Here is a 26,521-nt window from a genome sequence, read left to right on the forward strand (position 1 = left end):
TGAAATCCCAGCGGGCGACGGCAAACGCGGCGGAGCGACAGCGGAGCCGCAGTGAGGCGCACACGGGGCGGAGAATTGGGTCGAACTTTGGGCTGTGTTTTTGCGGCTCGTAGAGCCGCGCGGGCCGAAGCCTCCGACCGCGGAGGCCCGCAACTGACGTTACTGTGGGCCCCGCAGGCTTCGACCGCTTGAACTGAGGACGAATGCCACAGAATGGGGCGGTGCTTTGGGCCGAGCTTCTGCGGCTCTTTGAGCCGCGCAGTCCGCCGCCACCCCATGCGGCGGGCTGCAACTCGACGGAGCTCGTTGCACTCACCGCTGGCGGCGAACCGCTAAGTCCAGCCCGCATAAAGTAGCCCAGCCTGTATTCGAGTGCCGCGCGGTGCCCCGTTTATTCCGAGAGGCAACGCAACTGAAAACCGTAGGTACGGCTGTTTACAAAACTGGGCTCAAGATCAGCGGTACTGAATGTCAGATATGCTCCATCAATGTCATTCGTTGTGGACGACCAGCTGAATCCGTGACAACCGATATATACCAGTGTCCCGGAGTTTGTATGACGGTAGCCCGGGGCGGTGCCCAGCGGCGCTCGAACCAGACAATCTCTCCTCCGAATCGCCCCCCGACACCATTAGGAATAACTAAAAATATTCGTATCTTTGCGACGCCTTTCGGCCCACTCCCCCAAAGAGGAAGCCGAAAGGCGTCAATACATAAAGTCTAACCCGTTTAGTTTCAAACACAAACAAAACAATGACAAACGCAGAAGAAACCAAATCCGCGACGCTTTCGAACGCCTCCGTACCCGTGGAAACGTTCAACTGGGACGCCTTCGAGACCGAAGCCGGTCTTTACGGCGGCGCCAGCAAAGAACAAATCGCCAAAGAGTACGACCAGACCCTTTCGAACATCCAGACCGGCGAAGTGATGGAAGGTACCGTCACCGCTATCGACAAACGCGAAGTTCTCGTCAACATCGGCTTCAAATCCGAAGGCGTGATCTCCAGCAGCGAATTCCGCTACAACCCCGACCTCAAAGTCGGCGACAAAGTGGAAGTCTACGTCGAATCCGCCGAAGACAAGAAAGGCCAGCTCGCCCTGTCTCACAAGAAAGCACGGCAGCTCCGTTCGTGGGATCGCGTCAACGAAGCCCTCGAAAAAGACGAAATCATCAAGGGCTATATCAAATGCCGGACTAAAGGCGGTATGATCGTCGACGTCTTCGGCATCGAAGCCTTCCTTCCCGGCTCCCAGATCGACGTGAAACCCATTCGCGACTACGACATCTACGTCGACAAGACCATGGAATTCAAAGTCGTTAAGATCAACCAGGAATTCCGCAACGTCGTCGTATCGCATAAAGCCCTGATCGAAGCCGAACTCGAACAACAGAAAAAAGACATCATCGGCAAACTCGAAAAAGGCCAGATCCTCGAAGGGACCGTTAAGAACATCACCTCCTACGGCGTATTTATCGACCTCGGCGGCGTCGACGGTCTGATCCACATCACCGACCTCTCCTGGGGCCGCGTCAACCACCCCGAAGAGATCGTACAACTCGACCAGAAACTCAACGTCGTTATCCTCGACTTCGACGACGCCAAGAAACGCATCGCCCTCGGCCTGAAACAACTCACCCCGCATCCGTGGGACGCCTTGGCCGCAGAGATGAAAGTCGGCGACAAAGTTAAAGGTAAAGTCGTCGTGATGGCCGACTACGGCGCATTCATCGAGATTGCACCGGGCGTCGAAGGCTTGATCCACGTCTCCGAAATGAGCTGGTCGCAACACCTGCGCTCCGCACAAGACTTCATGAAAGTCGGCGACGAAGTCGAAGCAGTCATCCTGACCCTCGACCGCGACGATCACAAGATGTCATTGGGTATCAAACAACTGACCCCGGATCCGTGGGAAAACATCGAAACCAAATATCCCGTAGGCTCGAAACACCAGGCCCGCGTACGCAACTTCACCAACTTCGGCGTCTTCGTCGAAATCCAGGAAGGCGTCGACGGTCTGATCCACATCAGCGACCTCAGCTGGACCAAGAAAATCAAACACCCCTCGGAATTCACCCAGATCGACTCCATGATCGATGTACAGGTACTGGAAATCGACAAAGAAAACCGTCGTTTGAGCCTCGGTCACAAACAGTTGGAAGAAAACCCGTGGGACGTTTACGAAACCATCTATAAACCGGATACCATCCACACCGGAACGATCGCCGAAATCAACGACAAAGGCGCCGTCGTGACCTTGAACGAAGGCGGTGAAGGCTTCGCACCGGGACGTGGTCTGGTCAAAGCCGACGGGACGACCGCTAAAGTGGGCGAAACCCTGGAATTCCGCGTCCTCGAATTCGGCAAAAACAACCGGAAACTCATCCTTTCGCACACCCGCACCTTCGAAGAAGCCAAAGGCAAAGAAGATGCCGTGAAAGAAGCTTCCACCCAGGATGCCGTGAAGAAACTCTCCTCGTCGATGGAAAAAACCACGCTGGGAGATATCTCGGGCCTCGCTGAACTCAAAGCGCAGCTCGAAGGCAAAAACTAATAAGCACCTGTTTATTATAACCGTTCTTTGTGCTGGATAGAACCGTACCTTTTCTGAAGAAAAGGTACCCAAAAGACTTTCATGATAGCTACGCTACTCCTCAGGCTCCGCAGTCCTCAGTCTTCGTGACTGCTTTTGGGTCGGGGTTCTCCGGGCGCGTATAATGTGGGAATTACCCCAACGCGCCCGGAAGAATCCCCGGCCCAAAGAAGAGTCCGAGAGTTGGGCCGCCGGCAGCTGGAGGATGCGAAGCATCCGTCGAAAGTTTTTTTGGTTCTTTTTGTTCACAAAAAGAACAGTTCACTCTCGTAGCCAAAGAATAGTTATAAACAATCGTGTTATGACCTTTCGAGTGACCATACTGGGATGCAGTTCGGCCCGACCGACCGCTACCAGGCATCATACTGCTCATGTACTGAACGTACATGAGCAGTTTTTTTTGATCGACAGCGGCGAAGGGACACAATACCAGCTTCTTCGATACGGGATTAATCCGTTGAAAATCAACGCGATTTTCATCACCCATCTACACGGCGACCACGTTTACGGGATTTTCGGCCTGCTCTCCACCATGAGCATGATGGGGCGGACACGGCGGTTGGAAATCATCGCCCCGCATCCATTCGGTGAGATGCTGCGGAGCCACTTCGGATTTTTCGGAGTCGAGCTACCTTATCCACTGGATATCAACGAAGTGGACACCAGAGCATCCGGGATCGACGTATGGTCGAACCGCGTGTTCAGCGTCTCCAGCCTTCCCCTTCGGCATCGCGTTCCCTGCTGCGGCTACCTCTTTCGTGAGCACGAACCCAGCCTGAACGTACACAAACACCTCGTCGAAGGATATGGACTGACCCCCGTCCAGATCGCCGTCCTGAAACAAGGCCGAGATACCACCTTAGCCAACGGCGCCCCCCTGACTGCCCGCGAGGCCACCTACCGGCCTTACACACCGAGAAGCTACGCCTTTTGCAGCGACACCACCCCCTCCGGGAAAGTCGCCGCCCTCGTCGAAGGCGTGGATCTGCTCTACCACGAATCCACCTACCTCCACGAAGACAAAGCGCTCGCCGCGAAGACCGGCCACTCCACCGCCCTTCAGGCCGCCCGGATCGCCCGCCAGGCGAACGTCAGGCATCTGCTGCTCGGCCACTACTCCGCCCGATATAAGAGCCTTGCCCCCCTGCTGGACGAAGCCCGGAGCGAGTTTCCCGAGACCCTTTTGGGCCACGACGGCCTCGCCCTGACCATCGAAAAAGACCATTCGCTCCGAGTCTCCCGGCTTTAGTCCGGCCCCATAGTGGGAAATTCCGCCGAAAACTGTAAATTTGTATCCATCTAACATCACGTTCGTCTATGCAGGAAAAAATTCTGATCCTCGACTTCGGATCGCAGTACACCCAGCTGATAGCCAGACGGGTACGCGAACTGAACGTCTATTGCGAGATACACCCCTACAACCACTACCCCGCCATTGATCCCACCGTAAGGGGCGTGATTCTGTCCGGCAGCCCCTTCTCCGTGCGCGACGCAGAGGCGCCCCGGATCGACCTCGGCGGGATTAAAGGACATCTGCCCCTGCTCGGCGTTTGCTACGGCGCACAATATCTGGCCCATCATTTCGGCGGCGAAGTCGCACCGTCCAACAGCAGAGAGTACGGCCGCGCCATGCTCTCGAAAGTGCAGAGCCAGAACCCGCTGATCGCCGGTCTGAGCGAACAGACCCAGGTTTGGATGTCCCACGGCGACACCATCGTCAAAGAGCCGACCGGCTGCGAAATCATCGCCAGCACCGAAGATGTACGGGTCGCCGCCTTCCACATCGCGGGTGAAGATACCTGGGGGATTCAGTTCCACCCCGAAGTCTACCACTCCACCGAAGGGCTTCAACTGCTGAAACACTTCGTCGTCGACATCTGCGGATGCAAACAGGACTGGACACCCGCATCGTACATCGAAACCACCGTCCGCGAACTGCGGGCGAAACTCGGGAACGACAAAGTCGTCCTCGGGCTTTCGGGCGGCGTGGACTCCTCCGTGGCCGCCGTATTGCTGCACAAGGCCATCGGCGCCAACCTGACCTGTATCTTCGTCGATATGGGCCTCTTGCGGAAAGACGAATTCTCCAGCGTGCTCGACTCCTATAAGAACATGGGGCTCAACGTGATCGGCGTCGACGCCGGCGACAAATTCCTCGGAGATCTGACAGGCGTGACCGATCCGGAACAGAAGCGGAAGATCATCGGCCGCGACTTCATCGAAGTCTTCGACACCGAGGCACAGAAGCTCAAGGAGGTGCGTTGGCTGGCCCAGGGGACGATCTATCCGGACGTCATCGAATCCGTATCAGTCAACGGGCCGAGCGTGACCATCAAATCGCACCACAACGTAGGCGGCCTGCCCGAGAAGATGAACCTCAAGATCGTGGAACCGCTGCGGTTGCTTTTCAAAGACGAAGTGCGGCGGATCGGTCGGGAGCTGGGCCTCTCCGACCTTTTGCTGGGACGTCACCCCTTCCCGGGGCCGGGCTTGGGGATTCGGATACTGGGGGAGGTTACGAAAGAGAAAGTGCGCATTTTGCAGGAAGCCGACGCCATCTTCATCAACGCTTTACGCGAATGGGGATGGTATGACCGGGTTTGGCAGGCAGGCGTCATGCTGCTGCCGGTGCAGAGCGTCGGCGTGATGGGCGACGAACGGACGTATGAGTCTTGCGTAGCCCTGCGCGCCGTGACCTCGACCGACGGGATGACCGCCGACTGGGTCCACCTGCCGTATGAACTTTTGGCGAAAGTTTCGAACGATATTATCAATAAAGTGCGGGGAATTAATCGCGTAGTGTATGATATTTCGTCGAAACCGCCGGCAACCATCGAATGGGAGTAGGAATAGGAGGGAGCTGTGAGTCCTTGTCAAACATTCTCACTCTAAACACACACGGGGGGGATGAGTATCAACTCATTCCCCTTTTCTTTTAGATTCTTTCCCCTCAGTGTTGTGTTTCTCCCGCCCCGGGCAGCCGCTATTCAGGCTCAGGCGGACTGCTCAGCGTCGGCTATCACGGATTCAGCTGGTCTTCCGCCACGAACGACATCTATGGTCTGGATTTGAATTTCTATGTGACAGGCCTCAATACCGGCTACCCAGACTATCGCACCTACGGTTTTCAGTTGCGCTGCCTCTCGGAATAAACGCCGCGGGCACGCGGTGGGCAAAGGGCTGGAACTACCCTAAGTAACCGACAGCCTCTACCCCATTTGCTCTTCTGCGGTTCGAAGAACCGCGCGGGCCGAAGTCTCCCCAACGGAGGCCCGCAACTGACGTTGCTGTGAGCCCCACAGGCTTCAACCCTCGAAAGCAATCCCTAATTCACTACCTCTTTAACAAAGCGGATCGGGCGACGGATTTTTGCTCGAAGTCGAGGCTTTTCGCGCGCCTGCGCGATTCACCTATATTCGGCTACCGCCGAAATAGTTGAATCGCTCCTTTAGGCGTAGCGCGCGTCTGTCCTACGGGAAGGTACTGCGCTCGGGCCGCGCGGGCCCCACGTCCCGTGGACGGGCAAAACTTCGTTTTGCTGCGGCAGCCTCTACCCCATTCTCTGTTCGCGCGCCTTGGGAAACCTTGTCAAAACGTGCCAGCACATTTTGACGATTTCCCCACTGAGGCGTGGCGCGCGATTAAGCTAAGAAGGAATAGTAACGGCCTAAATAACTGCCCGCCTCAACGCTCCGAAAAGAGATAAAAAAGACACGGCGGACACAATCGTGCCCGCCGTGTCCGACGACATCTGCTGCAAGGCACACACCCCACAGCCACAACAGTTTTACAGATAAGTCTCCAACGGATCGCACGTGCAGACCAGATTTCGGTCGCCATATCCCGCATCGATCTTCGAGACATACGGCCAGAACTTGTTCTCCCGCACCCACGGCAACGGGAACGCCGCCTCACGCCGCGAATACGGGTGCGTCCACCCCGATTCGTCCGAAGCTCCACAACATTCGTATGCCGTATGCGGCGCATTCCTGACGATATGATCCTCCGCCCCCGCAAACGCCTCGCACTCCTTGCGAATCGCAATCAGCGTCTCGATAAAGCGATCCAGTTCAGCCTTCGGTTCGCTCTCCGTCGGCTCCACCATCAGCGTATCGTGCACCGGGAACGACAGCGTCGGCGCATGGAACCCATAGTCCATCAGCCGACGTGCAATATCCCCGCACTCGACCCCATATTCCGCCCTGAAGTTCCGGCAATCCACGATCATCTCATGCCCCACACGCCCCGTTTCGCCCGTGTAGACAATCCCGTAATGCCCCTTGAGCGCGCACGCCATGTAATTGGCCGCCACGATCGCCATCTCCGACGCCCGTTTCAACCCCTCCGCCCCCATCATTTTGATGTATCCGTACGAGATCGCCTCGACCATCGCACTCCCCCACGGCGCCGCCGAGACCGCCGTAATTCCATCCGTGCCCCCGGTTTTTACAATAGAGTGCGACGGCAGGAACGGCACCAGATGCGCCGCCACCCCGATCGGCCCCACGCCCGGTCCCCCGCCCCCGTGCGGAATCGCGAACGTCTTGTGCAGGTTCAGGTGGCAGACATCCGCCCCGATGAACCCCGGCGACGAGAGCCCCACCAGCGCATTCATATTCGCCCCGTCGAAATAGACCTGCCCCCCGTTCTCATGAATAATATTGATAATCTCCTTGATCTTCCCCTCGAAAATCCCGTGCGTCGACGGATACGTAATCATCAGACAAGCCAGCTCCGCCGCATGCTCCTCCGCCTTTTTGCGCAGGTCGTCCACATCCACATTCCCCCGGTCGTCGCACGCCACCACCACGATCCTCATCCCCGCCATCGCCGCCGACGCCGGATTCGTCCCGTGCGCCGACGCCGGAATCAGCGCCACCCGCCGCTGATGATCGCCCCGGCTCATGTGGTAAGCCCGAATGACCATCAGCCCCGTATATTCGCCCGCCGCCCCCGAATTGGGCTGCAACGAGACCGCCTCGAACCCCGTAATCACCGCCAGGTCATGCTCCAGCCCTCGGATCATCTCCATGTATCCCTCCGCCTGATCCAGCGGCACGAACGGATGGACATCGGCCCAATTCGCCAGCGAGAGCGGCATCATCGAGACCGCCGAATTGAGCTTCATCGTACACGACCCCAGCGAGATCATCGAATCCGCCAGCGAGATATCCCGCCGCTCCAACCGCTTGATATAGCGCATCAAATCCGTTTCATTGCGATATTTCCGGAAGACCGCTTCCGTCAGTATCTCGTCCCCCCGCAGCAAAGCCGCCGGCAGGAAAATCCCCTCGTCCACAGTATTGAGTACAAGGGCAGCCTTAGCCTCTCCCGCAGAAAGCGCCTCCGCAAAGATCGCCGCAACCGTATTCACCTCCGCCACCGTGGAGAGCTCGTCAAAACTGATATGCACCGTATCGTTCGTCGGATAGAACAAATTCAGCCCCTTCGCAACCGCAATCGCCTCCACCTTTTCCGCATCGGCCGCCACCTCGATCGTATCGAAATAGCAGTCCGAAACCAGCTCATACCCCAACCCCTTGAGCAGCTCCGCCGCCGCATGTGCGTGCGCATGGGCATGAGTCGCAATCCGCCGAAGCCCCTCCGCCCCGTGATAGACCGCGAACATGCCCGCCATCGTCGCCAGCAACGCCTGCGCCGTACAAATATTGGAAGTCGCCCGCTCCCGTTTGATATGCTGTTCGCGCATCTGGAGCGCCATCCTGAGCGCCCGGTTTCCCAACCGATCCACCGAGACCCCGATAATCCGCCCCGGCATCTGCCGTTTGTAGGCATCCCGCGTCGCCATATACCCCGCATGCGGCCCCCCGAATCCCATCGGAATCCCGAACCGCTGCGTCGAACCCACCGCAATATCCGCCCCCCACTCACCCGGCGCACGCAGCAGCGCCAACGACAGGATATCCGCCGCCGCCGCCACCAGCATCCCCCGCTCATGACACCCCGCCGCAAAAGCCGAATAATCCGCCACATACCCATTAGCGCCCGGATACTGGACAATCGCCCCGAACTCCCGCCCGTTGAACTCATACTCCTCGAACGAATCCACCGCCAGCTCGATTCCCAGCGGTTCCGACCGCGTGAGTAGCACATCGAGCGTCTGCGGGAAGATATTCTCGTCCACGAACAAGACGTTCCGTCCCTCCTTGACCGCCTCCCGCGACCGCAGGTTGAACATCATGATCATCGCCTCGGCCGCCGCCGTCGCCTCGTCCAGCAGCGAGCAGTTGGCCACCTCCAGCCCCGTCAGCGAGCTGACCATGGTCTGAAAGTTGAGCAACGCCTCCAGCCGTCCCTGCGAAATCTCGGCCTGATACGGCGTATAGGAAGTATACCAGGCCGGATTTTCGAAAATATTGCGCATCACCGGCGCCAGGGTCGCCGTTCCGTAATACCCCATCCCGATCAGCGTCCGCAGCGGCCGGTTTTTCGCTCCCAGCTCCCGGATATGGGCCGCAAATTCGTATTCACTCATCGGTCGATCGAGTTCGAGGGGTTTCGGCAGCTGAATCTGCGGTGGCACCACCTGGTCGATGAGTTCGCCGACCGATCCGACGCCGATCACTCCGAGCATCTGTTCGACCTCTTCGGCTGCATTTCCGATATGTCTGTTTACGAATTGATCCTGAGCCATTTTCGAAATTGAGTTTTAAGGTTGATAAGGTGTTGCAAGATACGAAATAAAAACGAGAGAAACTCCTCTCCCTTTCGCCCCGGGCTTCCGCGACGGGGGGATCAATGGGCGACGGGGGGATCTGATGAGTGTCGGTAAGGACGGTTACAGTTGGTCTTCCTCTCCGGACGAGCTCTACAGTCTGGACTTGAATTTCAACGTGACGTGGCTCGACTCCGGCACCTCGCACTACCGCTCCCACGGTCTTCCGTTGCGTTGCCTCTCGGAATAAACGGACGCACGGCGTCTGTTAATGGCTGTGTCTACACTAAACGGAGGCTGAGGAAGGTCAATTGCCTGGGGTAGAATCACTTTGGGGTAGAGGCTGCCAGTAAAACGCCCTGCGGGCGCGCCCCGGGCTTCCGCAGCAACTCTTCGGGCACACTGTACGTCGTAGGGCAAAATGGATTCAGCTACTCGTCGTCAACGAGCAATATCGGCGGTCTGGATTTGGGTTTCAGTTCCAACTACCTGGGCCCCGGTTTCTCAGACAACCGCGGCTACGGTTTTCAGTTGCGCTGCCTCTCGGAATAAACAGACGCTAAGCGGCTTTTAATGGTAGCCTCGACCTAAATAACCGGTAGCCTCTACCCTAATTTAGCTTTCGCATGCCGATCGGCCCCCGCCCCGGGCAGCCGCGGATACAATTCAGGGAATGCTTGGGGAAACGGCAATTTCGGATTCTACTGGCACAACTGGGCCAACGCAACTTACGGCGTATTCATGAATTTCAATACAACGACACTCTATCCCAGCACCACAACGGGTCGCGGCTCCGGTCTTCCGTTGCGTTGCCTCTCGGAATAAACAGGACGCACTGCGTCTTTTACTGGCTGTGTCTGCCCTAAATGGGAAACGAGGCAGGTCGATTGTTTGGAGTAGAGGCAGCCATGGGGCTGGTTCGGGTGCCGAGCAGCACCACCCCGGGCTTCCGCGACTATGGCCGCACAAACGTTGAAGGCGTAGCAAGGTTCTCCGGCGACTACGGCTACAATTGGTCGTCTTCGGTCGATGCAACCAACGGAATGTGCCTGTACTTTTATTCGACGTGGATCGATCCCTGTCGTGCATTCAACCGCGCTTTCGGTCATCAGTTGCTTTGCCTCTCGGAATAAACGGACACACAGCGTCTTTTGCTGCCAGCCTCTACCCTAAAACTACCCCAATACCTGCCAGTCTCTACCCTACTTTAGTTTGATCTTGGCGGCCGAAGCCTGCGGGGCCTAAAATGAGCTTCGCGAATTGCGGGCCTCCGCAGGCTTCGGCCCGCGCGACCTTAAAGGGTCGCAAAAGCAGCGCCTCTTTCACCGCCTCATTCTCGGAAGTGCGTCCTCGACCAACAACAGCAGTTCGCCGCCAGCGGGGGCGCAACGAGCTCCGACGAGTTGCAGCCCGCCGCCTGCCGGGGCGGAGGACTACGCGACTCAATGAGCCGCAGAAACTCGGCAACGGTTCAGCCCAACCTACAACCCTAATCTCTTGGGCGACAGGGCCGGCGACCCTATGGGTCACAAGAGCAACAACACATTCACCGCCCCAATTCTGCGAGGTTCGTCCTCAGCGCGCGTCGCTCTCGCCGAGTAGCGCGATTCCTGAGGAATCGCGCTATTCGCTCTCAGTTCAAGCGGACGAAGCCTGCGGGGCCTAAAAGCAACGTCAGTTGCGGGCCTCCGCTAGGGGAGGCTTCGGCCCGCGCGACTCTGCGAGTCGCAAAAGCTCAGCCCAAAGTCTGGCCAACAGTTCAGCCCAACCCACGGCCCAAAGCCAAGCCCCATACTCCGCGCGGCGCGAAAACCGTAGCCGGTTTTCGCGCCCGAAAAACAGTCAGAGCCCAAAGCACAACCCAATTCTCCGCCCCGTGTCAGCCTCACTGCGGCTCCGCTGTCGCTCCGCCGCGTTTTCGCGCGCCTTGCGCGATTCATCTATATTCGGCTACCGCCGAAATAGTTGAATCGCTTCTTCAGGCGGCGGCGCGCGGCTTTACCAACAGGAGGAGACTGCCCTCGGGCCGGGCAGGCCCCACGTCCCGTGGACGGGCGAAACTTACGTTTCGCTACGGCAGCCTCAGCCCCAATCCCAAGGCCGCCTCCACCCACGCCTCGCAACAGCCCCAATAGGCAAGACCCCCAAAAAAAACAAGAGTCTCCTCCTCTCCGCATAAAGCAGAGAGGAGGAGACTCCAAAAATATGATTTCTTATGCAAACGCCAACCGCCTCTCATCCACCAGTTTGCGCAAGTTGATCAACGCATACCGCATCCTCCCCAGCGCCGTATTGATACTCACCCCCGTCTGCTGCGCGATCTCCTTGAAACTGAGGTCGAAATAGTGCCTTAAGACCACCACCTCCCGTTGCTCCTCCGGCAGCCGGTCGATCAGACTCCGCACATCCTCCTCCAGCTGATCCCGGATCATACGATCCTCGACCGTCGGATCCGCCAACTCCTTGTTATTCAAGACATCGTACCCCGCATCCTCGCTCGTGACATGCGCCGGTCTGCGCCCTCCCCGGAAAAAATCGATCACCTGATTGTGCGCAATTCGCAACACCCATGAGATGAACTTTCCGTTTTCGGCATACTTGCCCCCTCTGAGGCTCCCGATCACCTTGATAAAGGTCTCCTGACAGAGGTCGTCCGCCGTCTGTCGATCCTTGACCAGCATCAGGATGTAGTTATATACCTTTTTTCGATAACCTTCGATCAGGGTAGCAATCGCCGATTCGTCGCCATTGATGAACGACCGGAGCAACCGCTGCTCCTTGTCGTTTCTGATTTCGGTTTTCATGGTTTCTACTCGTTTTAACGTGTGGTTTTGAGTAGATATCGATCGATAGGCAACTTGTATTTATCGTAAATCGGTAAAAAATCCCCCCTTGGGTCGGAGACAAGATACGAACAATTTCGCAATCCGCCAAATTTCCTTCCCGCTCGCCCCCCTCAGAACAGACAAACCGCATACCAAAAACGCGCGAACCGACATTTTGTCAGTTCGCGCGCCATATCGTCCGATTTTCCTGCTATTCCGCCTCTCCGTCCAGCAAATCCGAGACCAGAATCCGGCCGCAATATTCGCAGACGATGATCTTTTTGCTCATCCGGATATCCAATTGCCTCTGCGGCGGAATCCGGTTGAAACACCCCCCGCACGCATCCCGCTTGACCGTCACCACCGCCAAACCGTTCCTGACATTCTTCCGAATCCGGTCGTAAGCCGACAACAACCGCTCGTCGATCTTCCCCCTCGCCTCGGCAGCCTGTTTTCCGAGCTCCTCCAGCTCCTTGGCCGTCTCCTCCTCGATCCCCGCCAGCTCGGCCTGCTTCGCGTCGAGGTCGATCTTCCGATCCTCCAGCAACGCCTTCGTATCCTCGATCAGTTTTTTCTTGTTTTTGATCTCGGCATTGAACTCCTTGATGCGTTTTTCGGCCAATTCGATTTCGAGTTTCTGGTACTCGATCTCCTTGGAGAGTGAGTCGAACTCCCGGTTATTCCGCACATCGTCCTGCTGGGCCTCGTATTTTTTAATGAGTGCCTTCGCCTGTTCGATCTCCTCTTTTTTCGCCTTGACCTCCCGGCTCAACTCATCGGCCTGTTCTCCGTAAGTTCCGATGCGCGTTTCGAGCCCCCCGATCACATCCTCCAGATCCTGCACCTCGAAAGGCAACTCCCCCTTGATGTGGTTGATGCTGTCGGTTTTGGAATCGATCTGCTGAAGCGCATAGAGGACACCGATTTTCTCCTCGGTAGACAACTCTTCGGCAACGTTTTTGGTTTTGGTAGCCATGTGGGTGCGTGTATGGTAACTATCTGATTATATTTCGCATCTCTCGTGATCGCGACCTATCTTCCGTCGAAGAAATATCCGACCGCCCCGGTCTCCCCCGCTCGCCGAACTGCAAAATTAGGGAATTTTTTCGATATGAGTTCACAAAAAAGATCGACCGCCTGCCGTTCCGTTTCGAAATGCCCCCCGTCCACCAGCGTGATCCTCCCCTCTGCGCGCTGAAAATCATGGTATTTCAGATCCGCCGTGAGGTAGACCTGTGCCCCCCTCGCCATCGCCTCCGGAATGAACTCCGCCCCGCTCCCTCCGCACACCGCCACCCGGCGCACCATCTTGGACGCTATCGGACTGTGTTTCAAGCAACTCGCACCGATCGCCCGCGCCACTCGGCCCAGAAACTCCGCCACCGGCACCTCCTCCGGCAATTCGCCCACACACCCCAGCCCGACCCTCGGATCCGGCAACGCGAGCGGAATCAGGTCATAGGCCGGCTCCTCGTACGGATGCACCTCCCGCAAAGCTCTGATGGCCGCCGATATCCGCTCTTTCGGCACGACGACCTCCGTTCTGATCTCCCGTTCGGCATGGAGCTCGCCGACGCTCCCCACGAACGGCCGACATTCCGGTGCCGCCGCCCGAAACGTCCCCGTCCCCTCGCAGTTGAAACTGCACGCCTCGTACCGCCCGATGCAGCCTGCTCCCGCCTCCCAGACCGCCGTTCTCACCGGTTCGGCATAGGCCGACGGGGTATAAAAGACGAGTTTCATGAGCCGGTTTTCGCGCGGTGCGAGCACCCTGACCTCCCTCAGCCCCAACTTCTCGGCGAGCCGAGCGCTCACGCCTCCGGGCGCGACGTCCAGATTGGTGTGGGCCGCATAGATCGCCACCCCGTGCCGGATCGCCTCTGCCGCAATCCGCTGCTGAAGCGTCGCCCCGACGAGCCGTTTCACTCCTCTGAAAAAGAGCGGATGGTGACAAACGACCAGATTGCACCCCGCCTCGACAGCCTCTTGCAGCGCCTCTTCCGTCATATCGAGCGCCACCAGCACCCCCAAACAGGGCGTTGTCCCGGGATCAGTCGGCGCCACCTGCCACCCGGCATTGTCCCACTCCTCCTGCCACGCCACCGGGGCAAACGCCTCTATCGGTTGAATCATATCGGAAATTGTTGTCATTTATTTGAGTTTAAAGTCATTGATTCATATTTTTCTGCGCGCGCTTGAACGAAAGACTTGGGCCGTCGGCAGCTTGAGGATGCGTCAGCATCCGTCGAAAGTTTTTCTGGTTCTCTTTGTTCACAAAGAGAACAGTACCCTCAAACCAATCGCGCGCCTCGCCTTAAGAGGGAAATCGCCAAAATGTGCTGGCACGTTTTGACAAGATTTCCCCCCAGGCGCGCGGACAAAGATTTGGGCCGAGGCAGCCTTGGGATAGAGGCTGCCCCTTCCGAGTGCCGGACCCGAGTAGTGAAGCGAGAGCACGTCGGCTTGTCGACGATGCCTCGCAAGCGCGAGGGAGACCGCAGGTCAACGCACCGCCCGCCCGGCGTAAGGGCAGTACCCTCCTGTAGCCAAAGACGCGCGCCCCGCCTAAAGAAGCGATTCAATCATTTCGGCGGTGAGCCGAAATAGAATGAATCGCGCAGGCGCGCGAAAAAAGAACAACGCAAAAAATCCGTCGCCCGCCCGCCTAAAGAGGGATTTCGCTCATTTTGCGGTGAGCAAAATCGAGATGAAATCCCAGCGGGCGACGGCACCGGCGGAGCGAAAGCGGAGCCGCAGTGAGGCACACACGGGGCGGAGAACTGGGGCGAGCTTTGGGCTTTGCCTGTTCTTGGGGCGGGAAAACCGGTTGCGGTTTTCGTGCCGCGCTGGGCCGAGCTTTGGGCTGGAATTTGGGCCGAGAGCGAATAGCGCGATTCCGTTCGGAATCGCCGTCCTCGGGCGCAGCGACGCAATAGCGGCGCGTGGGGGGCGCGCCGAGGACGAACCCAACGGATTGGGTAATAAAGAAAATGTTGCTTTTGCGGTTCGTAGAACCGCCGGCCTTGTCGCCCAGCGGCGAAGCCGCTCAGGGGGTGGGCGACAGGCCGAACCCGAGAGCTTTAGGCGGTGAATGGGTGCGGTACTCGTGCGACCTTTAGGTCGCCGGGCCTGCGTGCTGGGCCTTTGGCCCACCCCCAGAGCGCGCAGCCCGAACCCGACAGAATTGGGGCGGTGAGTTAGGCTGAGCTCTTGCGGCTCTTTGAGCCGCGCAGTTCGCCGCCACCCCGAGCGGCGGACTGCACAAACCCCGCCCCGGACTACCGATTCTATTATACGGGCACGTTAAGCTCTGTCGGCAATAGCGGATTTAGCTGGTCGTCTACAACAAGCGAAGTCTACAAGCTGGACTTGAATTTCACTTCGCAGTACCTCAACACCAGCTACTCGGACTATCGTGGACAAAGCAATCAGCCGCGTTGCCTCTCGGAATAAACGGAGACACACGGCACTCGAACCGGGCAGCCTTGCCTCAAATTGGGGTAAAGGCGGCCAGTAAAACACCCGGTGGGTGCACCCCGGGCTTCCTCGACTACCCCTCAGGCGAATCAGGCCTCGTCGGCAGCGCCGGATTCAGCTGGGCTTCCACAGTCAACGACAGTAGTAGCATGGACTTGAATTTCACGTCGCAATACCTCGGTACCAGCACCTCGAACGGCCGGGCCTTCGGTCATCAGTTGCGTTGCCTCTCGGAATAAACGCCGCGGGCCCGCGGTGGGCAAAGGGCCGGGTCTACCCTAAAAATAAGGGCAGCCTCTATCCGAAACATGAACAAAAACGGCAACCCCGGGCTACCGCGACTATATCTCGGGAGCACCGGGCAGCGTCTGCAACGAAGGTGCCAGCTACTCATCGTCGGCAAACGGGAACAATGGAATGTACTTGGGTTTCCACGCCACATGGATCAATCCAAACGGCACAAACAGCCGTGCCTTCGGTCTTCCGTTGCGCTGCCTCTCGGAATAAACAGGGCCCTACACACAGCTACCGGAGCCGAGACCCTCCCCCCGACTCTCCCACCACCTTCCGCGCCCGTCGGTCGAGCCGGATCCGGTACGGCGAACCGTCCGGCCACGCACACCACTCGTTTCGCGCCACATTCCACGGCACCTGCGCCCCCATCCGCCTCAGCTCCGCCGTGAGCCGCTTCGCCATCCGTTCCCGGCGTTTCTGCTGACGCGGATTCTCCGCATGGTCTATTTTTTCGAAAATATCCTCCCGGAGATTGAACAACGCCGTCCGCTCCGTATCGTAAAAATAGATCAGCTTCCAGTCCCCGATCCGAATCGAACTGTGCGGCGCAATCCCGTCCCCCTCCGCATCCCACATATTCGGGAAATGCCACACCAGCGGATGCTTCCGCCCCATCGCCGCATCCCCCCTCAGAAGCGGCACCAGACTCTGCCCGTCGATCCGCTGCACCGTTTTCGACCGATCTCCCCCCGCCATCTCGACCACCGTCGGCATCAGGTCGCAGATCGCCACCGGCACCTGACAATTCGTCCCCCCCTCCGTCACCCCCGGCCACTCGACCATCATCGGCACCCGCGTCCCCCCCTCCATCGCCGATCCCTTGCCGCTTCGGAGCGGGAAATTCTGCGTTCCCGGCCTTCCCCCGCGTCCCCACGCCGCCAAACCCCCGTTGTCCGACAGGAAAATAACCACCGTATTCCGGTCGACCCCCTTTTCCTTCAAGTAGTCGCGCAAATCGCCCAGACTTTTGTCCATCCCTTCGATCAACGCCGCATAAGCCGCCTCCCTCGGATCGAGCCCCGCCTTCTCATACTTCGCATAGAACCGCGTGTCCCGATCCAGCGGCACATGCACCGCATAGTGGCTCATGTAGAGAAAAAACGGCTGATCCAGCCACAACGCCGTATCGATCTGTTTTTTCGCCTCGCGCGTCAACGCCTCCGTCACGAAGATATCCTCCCCCCAGTACTTCTCCAACCCCGGCACCGCAAACGGACTCTGTTGCTCCTCCCCCGGCCTGTTTCCGAAATTGTTTTCGCCCAGATACGAAGCCAATCCCCCCGCCGCATGCCCCGCGACATTGATATCGAACCCCAGCGTCAACGGATCCGCCCCCGGCGTCTCCATCGCCCCGAAATGAGCCTTTCCCACCAGAATCGTGCGATATCCGGCCTCCCGCAAGAGCTCCGGCAGCATCGTCGCATACGTCGTCCGCGGCACCCCCGGCGTAGCCGCGATTCCGTTCACATTCCACTCCGGCCACCTCAGCAGCGGGCTCTCCGGATCCGGCCCCCGATCCTTGTACAACGTCCAGTTCGTGACCCGATGCGCCGCCGGATTCATCCCCGTCATGAGGCTGACCCTCGACGGCGAACTGACCGCCGAAGCATAGGCATTGGTGAACTTCAGCGCATTCCGCGCCATCCGTTCCATCTGCGGCGTGCAATACCTCCGATTCAGCTCCGTGGTATCGTGCCAGAACGGCACCGACGTATCCTGCCACCCCATGTCATCCACCAGAAAGAGCAGAATGTTGGGTTTATCGCCCTGCCTCGCCTCCTGCGCCAACGCCCTCCCGTCGTTCCCCGCGGCAACCGCCGAGAGCCCGAGGAGCGAGAAAAAAAGACCAGATTTCATCCGTCACACCGAATTAAGTCGTAAATTTGAGTGCAAGTTACGAAATTCCCGAAATATACACCCCCCTCTCTCCCGCCATGAACCTCTACCGCGACTTCCTGACCTATATCCGCACCACCTTCAGCACCTCCTCCTGCGACGAGATCCGGCGCGCCCTGCACACCGCCGTCCGCAGCCTGAGCGACCTGAAACGCTACGACGGCACCCCCTTCGTTTTCCACAGCATCCAGACCGCCCGGATCGTCGCCGAAGAGATCGGCCTCGGCCGTAACTCCGTGATCTCGACCCTGCTGCACGACGTCGCCCGGCTCGGCAGAATGCCCCTTCCGGAGATCGCGGCCGCCTACGGCCCCGAGTGCGCCGGCATCCTCCGCGGCCTCAACCACATCTCCGCCGTCGACCCCAAGACCTCGACCCTCCAGGCCGACAACTTCCGCGAACTGATCGTCTCCTACTCCACCGACCCCCGCGTCATCCTCATCAAGATGGCCGACCGGCTCGAAGTGATGCGCGCCCTGGAGAACTTTCCCGAGCTCAAACGCAACAAAAAAGCCTGGGAGACCCTGAACCTCTACTCCCAGCTCGCCCACAAACTCGGCCTCTACGGCATCAAATCCGAGATGGAAGACCTCTCGCTGAAATACCTCGAACCCCGCGAGTACGACCACATCGTACGCAAGCTCAGCGAAAGCGACGCCGCCCGACAAGCCTTCATCGCCACCTTCGTCCGCCCCATCGAAGATCGCCTCCGCGCCCTCGGCATCCGCTACAAGCTCAAGAGCCGCACCAAATCCATCTACTCCATCTGGCGGAAGATGCGGAAACAACGCGTCCCCTTCGAAGAGGTCTACGACCTGTTCGCCATCCGGATCATCATCGACTGCCCCCCCGATCAGGAGAAGATGCAGTGCTGGTCGGTATATTCCGTCGTGACCGACTTCTACACCCCCAACCCCGACCGGATGCGCGACTGGATCTCGATTCCGAAATCCAACGGCTACGAATCGCTCCACACCACCGTCGTGACCCCCCAGGGCCGGTGGGTCGAAGTCCAGATCCGCACCCGGCGGATGGACGAAGTCGCCGAACGCGGCGTCGCCGCCCACTGGCGCTACAAAGGCGTCGGCGGCGGAGGCCTCGGGAGCGAACAATGGCTCGCCCGCCTGCGCGAGATCGTCGAGACCACCGCAGCCGCCGAGACCATCGAAGAACGCTTCGACCTCGCCCTGAGCAGCAACGAAGTCTTCGTCTTCACCCCCACCGGCGACCTCCGCAAACTTCGCGAAGGCTCCACCGTGCTGGACTTCGCCTTCGACATCCACTCCAACCTCGGTATGACCTGCACCGGCGGTCGGATCAACGGCCGCAACGTCTCCCTTCGCGAACGTCTGCGCAACGGCGACGTCGTCGAGATCGTCACCTCCAAGACCCAGCGTCCCCGCGCCGGCTGGCTCGACATCGTCGTGACCTCGAAAGCCAAAGCGAAAATCAAACAGATCCTGCGCGACGACCAGGCCCGGAGCGCCCAGCTCGGAAAAGAGGAGCTGGAGCGGAAAGTGAAGAACTGGAAACTCCCCCTAACCATCGAAGAGGCCGTGACCGCCCTGTCGAAATACTATAAAGTCAAGACCGGCTTCGAAGTCTACGCCCTGATATCGGAGCAACGACTCCCAATGGGCGAAGTGAAAGAGCTCCTGACCGACGCCGCCTCGGGTCGCCTTCCCGCGCCTGAGATTCAGCCCCGTCGCGCCCAGTCCGCCCCCTCGGCGTCCGGCGACGACCGCAGCGGCGACTGCCTGGTGATCGACGAAACCCTGCGCGACGTGGAGTACAAGTTAGGCGGCTGCTGCCACCCGATCCTGGGCGACCCGATTTTCGGCTTCGTGACCGTCCACAGCGGCATCACCATCCACCGCACCGACTGTCCGAACGCCAAGCGGCTTCGGGAAGAGTACCCCTACCGTGTGCTGAGCGCGCGTTGGCGCGAGACGACCTCGAACGGGGCCTTTCTGGCGACGATTCGTGTTACCGGCGACGACCTCCCGGGTTTGGCCGGTCGCATCACCGATCTGGTCTCCCAGGAGCTGAAACTCAACATCCGTTCCCTGTCATTCGGCGTCCAGCGGGGGATGATGCAGGGCCAGCTTTCGATCGAAGTGAAAGGCGCCCAAGCCGTCGACATGGTGATCCATAAGATCAAGCGGCTGAAAGGGATCGTACGCGTCTTCCGGGTGAACAGTTAGACCTGCTCCCGCCCCGGGCTACCGCGATTACGCATCAGGTAGACTGGTTGGCATCGCTACCAACGGTTACAGTTATTCATCGACTCAGAGGCCGAGTTCCGGGTGTTTCTGGCTTGACTTCAAACCAACGTATCTCAATCCGAGTCACTCGGATCATCGTGCCTACAGTTTTCAGTTGCGCTGCCTCTCGGAATAAACGGAGAAACGCAAACGCGCAGGACGTTGCATGCGATTGCATTTCTTGAAAGTCAATCTTTTCTTTGCTCCGCTCGGGCCGCGGGGGCCCCTACTTTCTATTATGTGATAGAAAGTAGGCAAAGAGCACATTCAAGGGGGATTTACACCCCCCTTGAAAATCCCCCGGCGATTCCTTTTTAAGAGAGGCAGCCCTTTACCCGCTCCGGGCTACCGCGACGCGGGTAATAACAAATTGTTCGGCGGATTAGGCAATACCGGTCGTGAAGGAACAATTTGGTCAGCTTCCGTAACGGACAAATCATACGGTATCTGTTCATACTTCACCGGAGCCGATCTTACTCCTAACAGTCCGGGTTACAATGGCCACGGTTTTCCGTTGCGCTGCCTCTCGGAATAAACGGGACAGAAGAGCTTTCGCCGGAACCGATTGGGAACTTAGAACCCGGACTTATATTCGTTTCCTTATTCTGATTTTGGAGACACTGAACCGCACGGCCCGCCCCGGGCTACCGCAACTACAATACAGGTTTGCTGAACCGCGTGGACAGTCATGGGTTCAGCTGGTCTGCCGCCACAAACGGCATCCGCGGCATGGACCTGAGTTTCGATCCCCAAGGACTCTACGCCAACGGCTCAGACGGTCGTGGTCACGGTTTTCAGTTGCGTTGCCTCTCGGAATAAACGGGGACGCATGCCCGCGGTGGACAATGGGGTGGAACTACCCTAACTGGCTTGACTTTAGCGGCCGGAGCCAGCGTGGGCGCAACGAGCATCGCGAGATTGCGGCCCTACGCCGGGGGTGGCTCCGGCCCGCGCGACCCAAAGGGTCGCAGGAGCACGGCCTATTCGTTCTGAGTGCGACAACAGTTTGCCGCCAGCGGGGACGCGACCGAGCTTGCGAGGGTTGCAGTCCGCCGCGTAGGGTGGTGGCGAACTGCGCGACCCGTTGGGTCGCAGAAGCACCGCACAATTTTCTGAACTTCGGCCTGTCGCCCACTCTCCCGAGGTGCTCCGCGCCTGGGCGACAAGGCCGGCGACCCTAAAGGGTCGCATAAGCCCGGCGGCTCAAAGAGCCGCAAGAGCACGACCCATTTCCGGGCTTGACAACAACCCATTCCCCGTCCCCATTCTTGAAAGTTCGTCCTCGGCGCGCCCCCCTCGCGCCGGTGCCTTCGGGCACTCCGATTGGGCAGCCTCTACCCCAATCACTGAACTGGCTCTACCCTATTTTAAGTTGAATCCGGCGGCTCAAAGAACCGCAAGAGCACAGCACCCATTCACCGCCCCCAATTCTACAAGATTCGTCCTCGGCGCGCCTCCCTCGCGCCGGTGCCTTCGGGCACTCCGATTGGACAGCCTCTATCCTAATAAGAGGACGGCGATTCCGCTCGGAATCGCGCTACTCGCTCTCAGCCTATAGCAGTCCGCCGCGTGGGGTGGCGGCGAACTGCATGACCCTAAAGGGTCGCAAGAGCACGACCAACACATCAACCCAAAGATCCAGCCCAATTCGCAGCTCAAAACTCGCCCCAAATCTGTCGGGTTCGGGCTGCGCGCTCCCCGGGTGGACCGAAGGCCCAGCGCGCAAGCCCGGCGGTTCGAAGAACCGCAAAAGCACGTCCAACAGCTCGGCCCAAATCCAAGCCCCGTGCTCGGCCCGGCGCGGCGCGAAAACCGACTGCGGTTTTCGCGCCCAAAGAACAACACAGCCCAAAGCATAACCAAGAGCACGGCCCAACTCACCGCCCAAATTCCAGCCCAAAACTCAGCCCAGCGCGGCGCGAAAACCGTTTTCGGTTTTCGCGCCCGAAGAACAAGCAAAGCCCAAAGCACAGCCCAGTTCTCCGCCCCGTGTCCGCCCCACTGCGGCTCCGCTTTCGCTCCGCCGGTGCCGCTCGGCACTCGAAAGATGGCCCGGTCTACTTCTAAACGTCGCCCGCTGGGATTTCATCTCGATTTTGCTGTTGCAAAACGAGTGAAATCCCTTTTTAGGCGGGCGGGCGACGGATTTAGAGGCGAGATTGGTTTTTTCGCGCGCAGTTCTTTGTCCGCGCGCCTTGGGGAAATCTTGTCAAAACACGCCAGCGCATTTTGACGATTTCCCTCTTAAGGCGGTGGCGCGCGCGGTTGAGCTTTGTCCCGCCTGAAACTGCCCTGCGCGGGCGGCGTCCGGGTGACCCCGGCGGGACGGAGCGATACTATGTATCGCTATGGCAGCCTCTACCCCAGTTCTCTGTTCGCGCGCCTTGGGAAATCTTGTCAAAACACGCAAGCGAGTTTTGACGATTTCCCTCTTTAGGCGTGGCGCGCGCGGTTAGGCTAAGAAAGAATAGTAACGGCCGCGCGTCACGACGCGAATGCGTCGGCCAAGCAGGCCCCGCGTGCCCGCGGTGGGCAATCGGCAGCCTCTACCCAATTCTTTAGCCGCGCGGGCGCCACTTAGTAAACTAACAAAACACACAAAAGGCGTTGGGCTGGCTGTGTCTACCCCAAGCAGTCCGGCAGCCTCCCCCCAAAGCAGCCGCGGCCCAACCCATTTTTAGTCGAGCTTCGACCCGCCAGAAACGCCCCTGCACGAGCCCGTAAAAGAAAAGCCCTCCGGCCGCACAGCGACCGGAGGGCCTCCCTTATATATACGGGAACAAACGCAAAAGCTACGCCGCCCCGTGGCAGTTCTTGTACTTCTTCCCACTTCCGCACGGACACGGATCATTCCGCCCCACCCGTTTGTCCGCCTTGGCCGGAGCAACCGCCCCCGGCGGCACCGGCCCCTCATTGCGCGACGTCTGCATCCGGCTCATATCCGGGCGATTACGCTGCGGCACCGCCTGTTGTTGCGGCTGCGCCTGAGGCACGGCACGCCCCTCCCCGTCCTGAGCAGAAGCCGGCCCCACCGGCAGGTAGACCTTCAGCAACATCGAAATCACCTCCCGGTTGATCTTCTCGATCATCCGGCGGAACAACTCGAACGACTCGAACTTGTAGATCAACAGCGGATCCTTCTGTTCATACGCCGCATTCTGCACCGACTGCTTCAGATCGTCCATATCCCGCAAGTGCTCCTTCCAGTCGTCGTCGATCGTGATGAGCATCATCACCCGGCTGAACGCCTTGTGAATCTCCATCCCCCGCGACTCGATCGCCCGTTTGAAGTTCACCGGCACATTCAGCCCGCGTTTCCCGTCCGTCAACGGCACCGAAATATTCTCGAACTTGTCCCCCTGCTCCTTGTAGATCGCCTCCAGCACCGGGAACGCCTGCTGCGCAATCTGCGTCGCCCGCCGTTTGAGCGCACTCCGCATATCGCCCAGAATCATCTCCGCCACCTGCTGATCCTTGAGGTCGTTGTACTCCTCCTCCGTCAGCGACGGTTCGATCGAGATTTGGCGGATCAGCTCCACCTTGAACTCATCGAACGGCAGCCCCCGGTAATTTTCCACGAACGTCTCCGCGAAGTCCGTCATCATGTTGTTGATATCCACCTCGATCCGTTCGCCGAAGACCGCATTGTGCCGCCGCGTATAGATCACCTCGCGCTGCGAATTCATCACGTCGTCGTACTCCAACAGCCGCTTCCGGATACCGAAGTTGTTCTCCTCGACCTTTTTCTGGGCCCGTTCGATCGCGCGGCTCATCATCCCCGCCTGAATCACCTCCCCTTCTTTCAGCCCCATCGTATCCATCAGCCTCGCAATGCGTTCCGAGCCGAACAGCCGCATCAGGTCGTCCTCCAGCGAGACGAAGAACTGCGAACTCCCCGGGTCCCCCTGCCGTCCCGCACGCCCCCTCAACTGCCTGTCCACCCGCCTCGACTCGTGCCGTTCCGTCCCGATAATCGCCAGCCCCCCCGCATCCTTCACCTCAGCCGTGAGTTTGATGTCCGTCCCACGCCCCGCCATATTCGTAGCGATCGTCACCTGTCCCGCACGTCCCGCCTCCGCCACGATCTGCGCCTCCAGCTGATGCTGCTTGGCATTCAGCACATTGTGCTTGATCCCGCGCAATTTGAGCATCTTGGACAACAGCTCCGAAATCTCAACCGAAGTCGTCCCCACCAACACCGGACGCCCCTTCCCAACCAAACGGACAATCTCCTCGATCACCGCCGCATACTTTTCGCGCTTCGTCTTGTAAATCAAATCCTGATAATCCTTCCTCACCACCGGCCTGTTGGTCGGAATCACAATCACATCCAGCTTGTAGATATTCCACAATTCCGAAGCCTCCGTCTCCGCCGTCCCCGTCATCCCACTGAGCTTGTGGTACATCCTGAAATAGTTCTGGAGCGTAATGGTCGCAAACGTCTGCGTCGCCGCCTCCACCTTGACCCGCTCCTTCGCCTCGATCGCCTGGTGCAAACCGTCCGAATACCTCCGTCCGTCCAGAATACGTCCCGTCTGCTCATCGACAATCTTCACCTTGTTGTCCATCACCACATACTCCGTATCCTTTTCGAAGAGCGCATAGGCCTTCAACAACTGATGCACCGTGTGCACCCGTTCCGACTTGAGCGCATATTCCGACAACAGCTTGTCCTTGGCCTCCATCCGCTCCTCGACCGTCATATCCCCGCGCTCCAGCGTCGCGATCTCGCTCCCGATGTCCGGCAGGATGAAGAAACGCTTGTCGTTGATATTCCCCGACAACGCGTCATGCCCCTTGTCCGTCAGCTCGACACTGTGGAGCTTTTCGTCGATAATAAAGTAGAGGTCGTCCGTCACCTCGTGCATCCGCTTGCTGTTGTCCTGCATGTAGAAGTTTTCCGTCTTCTGCATCAGGGCCTTCATCCCCGGCTCCGAGAGGAACTTGATAAGCGGCTTGTACTTGGGCAGCCCTTTATGTACGCACAACAATAACTTCCCCGCCTTCTGCTCGTCCCCCTCAGCCGCCGCCTTCTTGGCCTCCGCCAGGAGCGTCGTACAGAGATTCCGCTGCAACCCGTAGAGGGCCTCGACCTGCCCCCTGTACTCCTCGAACAGCTGATCCTCTCCCCTCGGCACCGGCCCCGAGATGATGAGCGGCGTCCGCGCATCGTCGATGAGCACCGAGTCCACCTCGTCGACAATCGCATAGTGGTGTTCCCGCTGCACCAAATCCCCCGGTTCGATCGCCATGTTGTCCCTCAGGTAGTCGAACCCGAACTCGTTATTGGTACCGAACGTGATATCGCAGTTATACGCCGCCCGCCGCGCATCCGAGTTCGGCTGGTGCTTGTCGATACAGTCGACCGTCAGCCCGTGGAACTGATACAACGGCCCCATCCACTCCGAGTCGCGCCGCGCCAGATAGTCGTTGACCGTCACCACATGCACCCCTTTTCCCGCCATGGCATTGAGGAATACCGGCAAAGTCGCCACCAACGTTTTCCCCTCGCCTGTCGCCATCTCGGCCACATTCCCCTTGTGGAGCGCCACCCCGCCGAACAGCTGGACATCGTAGTGCACCATATCCCACGTCACCTCCGCCCCTCCCGCGAGCCAATGGTTGCGATAGATCGCCTTATCTCCCTCGATCGTCACAAAGTCACACCCCTTGGCAGCGAGTTCCCTGTCGGCCTCGGTCGCCGCGACCGTAATCGTCCCCTCTTTCCCGTCCAGTCCCGCCTGCGCAAACCGCCGCGCGGTATCTTTGACGATGGCGAAAACCTCCGGCAATATCTCGTCGAGAACGACCTCGATGGTCTGGTTCACATGTTTTTTGAGCCGGTCGATCTCGGTTCCGATCTCCTCTTTCTCGCTGATCTCGACGTCTGCCTCCTCCATCCGGGCTTTCAGTTCGGCAATCCGCTCCTCGTCCGTCCGGATGCGCTCCCGGATCATCGCCTTGAGCTCCGCGACCCGTTCCCTGAGCTCATCGTCCGAGAGCTGCTGAATCTGCGGATAGACCGCCAGAATCCTGTCCACATACGGCTGAATCGCCTTTCTGTCTTTGTCTGCTTTGCTGCCGAAGAAAAGTTTCAGCAAGCTGGCTGTAACACCCATAGATTTAAGTGATGCTTAACATTTAACCGTCTGATTCCGAGCACTCTTTCCCCACGCCACACGCCCCCCGCACCCGAATCGAACTACCAAAGATACGAATAATTCCCCGAACCCGCCGCGTCCGGGTCGAAAACCTGTTTTTTCATTTTTTGTTGTGGGTGGAAGATTTCGAGTCGGAGGCCTGGGAAAACACGGAGCGATGGAAGAGGTTGTAATGTCCGATTCGCCTTTCCGACCCCGGGCTACCGCAGCAATATCGGATACGGCGAGACATCTGGCGTAGGCAATTATGGCATCTATTTATCCGGAACGTCTTGCAAGAATGGCGACCACTATCGTGGCACGACCCTGAATGCCTATACCCAATATCTCAATGGC

Annotated in this window: 14 protein-coding genes; 8 read left to right on the forward strand and 6 right to left on the reverse strand. The window is 58.8% G+C overall.

What is annotated here, in order from left to right; translation table 11 throughout:
• Window positions 1–753: 753 nt before the first annotated feature.
• The 3 genes from rpsA to guaA all read left to right on the forward strand — a co-directional run bounded on the left by rpsA (window position 754) and on the right by guaA (window position 5,439).
• Window positions 754–2,553 carry a 30S ribosomal protein S1 gene (rpsA, locus tag Q9S52_RS04245; protein WP_304708273.1) on the forward strand — a complete coding sequence of 600 codons (1,800 nt, stop codon included), beginning with the start codon at window positions 754–756 and terminating at the stop codon, window positions 2,551–2,553.
• Between the two features lie 340 nt (window positions 2,554–2,893).
• A complete protein-coding gene (locus Q9S52_RS04250) occupies window positions 2,894–3,841 on the forward strand; it encodes a ribonuclease Z (RefSeq protein ID WP_297626246.1) in 948 nt (315 codons plus the stop codon).
• Between the two features lie 68 nt (window positions 3,842–3,909).
• The gene (gene guaA / locus Q9S52_RS04255; protein ID WP_304708274.1) at window positions 3,910–5,439 is read left to right on the forward strand and encodes a glutamine-hydrolyzing GMP synthase; all 1,530 of its coding nucleotides are present in this window, start codon (window positions 3,910–3,912) and stop codon (window positions 5,437–5,439) included.
• 940 nt (window positions 5,440–6,379) lie between these two features.
• Here the strand turns inward: guaA and gcvP are convergent.
• Window positions 6,380–9,247 (reverse strand): aminomethyl-transferring glycine dehydrogenase, encoded by a 2,868-nt coding sequence (gene gcvP, locus Q9S52_RS04260; RefSeq protein WP_304708275.1) that lies wholly within the window; start codon window positions 9,245–9,247, stop codon window positions 6,380–6,382.
• A gap of 124 nt (window positions 9,248–9,371) precedes the next feature.
• On the opposite strand from gcvP, the gene Q9S52_RS04265 reads away from it, so the two are divergent.
• Together Q9S52_RS04265 and Q9S52_RS04270 are read left to right on the forward strand one after the other, a co-directional pair.
• Window positions 9,372–9,518 (forward strand): hypothetical protein, encoded by a 147-nt coding sequence (locus Q9S52_RS04265; RefSeq protein ID WP_304708276.1) that lies wholly within the window; start codon window positions 9,372–9,374, stop codon window positions 9,516–9,518.
• Window positions 9,519–10,155: 637 nt separating this feature from the next.
• A complete protein-coding gene (locus tag Q9S52_RS04270; protein ID WP_304708277.1) occupies window positions 10,156–10,401 on the forward strand; it encodes a hypothetical protein in 246 nt (81 codons plus the stop codon).
• A gap of 1,080 nt (window positions 10,402–11,481) precedes the next feature.
• Here Q9S52_RS04270 and Q9S52_RS04275 read toward each other — a convergent pair.
• The 4 genes from Q9S52_RS04275 to Q9S52_RS04290 form a co-directional block, all read right to left on the reverse strand.
• A complete protein-coding gene (locus tag Q9S52_RS04275) occupies window positions 11,482–12,072 on the reverse strand; it encodes an RNA polymerase sigma factor (RefSeq protein WP_294594337.1) in 591 nt (196 codons plus the stop codon).
• 232 nt (window positions 12,073–12,304) lie between these two features.
• On the reverse strand, window positions 12,305–13,069 hold the full coding sequence (locus tag Q9S52_RS04280; RefSeq protein ID WP_294594896.1) for a zinc ribbon domain-containing protein: 765 nt from the start codon (window positions 13,067–13,069) through the stop codon (window positions 12,305–12,307).
• Window positions 13,070–13,125: 56 nt separating this feature from the next.
• On the reverse strand, window positions 13,126–14,226 hold the full coding sequence (locus tag Q9S52_RS04285) for a Nif3-like dinuclear metal center hexameric protein (protein ID WP_304708278.1): 1,101 nt from the start codon (window positions 14,224–14,226) through the stop codon (window positions 13,126–13,128).
• 1,869 nt (window positions 14,227–16,095) lie between these two features.
• A complete protein-coding gene (locus Q9S52_RS04290) occupies window positions 16,096–17,721 on the reverse strand; it encodes a sulfatase (protein WP_304708279.1) in 1,626 nt (541 codons plus the stop codon).
• 77 nt (window positions 17,722–17,798) lie between these two features.
• Here Q9S52_RS04290 and Q9S52_RS04295 point away from each other — a divergent pair, with 77 nt between their 5' ends.
• The 3 genes from Q9S52_RS04295 to Q9S52_RS04305 all read left to right on the forward strand — a co-directional run bounded on the left by Q9S52_RS04295 (window position 17,799) and on the right by Q9S52_RS04305 (window position 20,843).
• Window positions 17,799–19,964 carry a bifunctional (p)ppGpp synthetase/guanosine-3',5'-bis(diphosphate) 3'-pyrophosphohydrolase gene (locus tag Q9S52_RS04295; RefSeq protein WP_370648992.1) on the forward strand — a complete coding sequence of 722 codons (2,166 nt, stop codon included), beginning with the start codon at window positions 17,799–17,801 and terminating at the stop codon, window positions 19,962–19,964.
• Between the two features lie 430 nt (window positions 19,965–20,394).
• Complete coding sequence (locus Q9S52_RS04300; RefSeq protein WP_294594374.1) at window positions 20,395–20,559, forward strand: hypothetical protein; 165 nt, start codon at window positions 20,395–20,397, stop codon at window positions 20,557–20,559.
• A gap of 131 nt (window positions 20,560–20,690) precedes the next feature.
• The gene (locus Q9S52_RS04305) at window positions 20,691–20,843 is read left to right on the forward strand and encodes a hypothetical protein (protein WP_294594375.1); all 153 of its coding nucleotides are present in this window, start codon (window positions 20,691–20,693) and stop codon (window positions 20,841–20,843) included.
• Between the two features lie 1,973 nt (window positions 20,844–22,816).
• On the opposite strand, the gene secA is transcribed toward Q9S52_RS04305, so the two are convergent.
• Complete coding sequence (gene secA, locus Q9S52_RS04310; RefSeq protein WP_304708281.1) at window positions 22,817–26,143, reverse strand: preprotein translocase subunit SecA; 3,327 nt, start codon at window positions 26,141–26,143, stop codon at window positions 22,817–22,819.
• Window positions 26,144–26,521: the final 378 nt, after the last annotated feature.

This window comes from uncultured Rikenella sp., from assembly GCF_948810725.1.
Classification (GTDB): Bacteria; Bacteroidota; Bacteroidia; order Bacteroidales; family Rikenellaceae; genus Rikenella.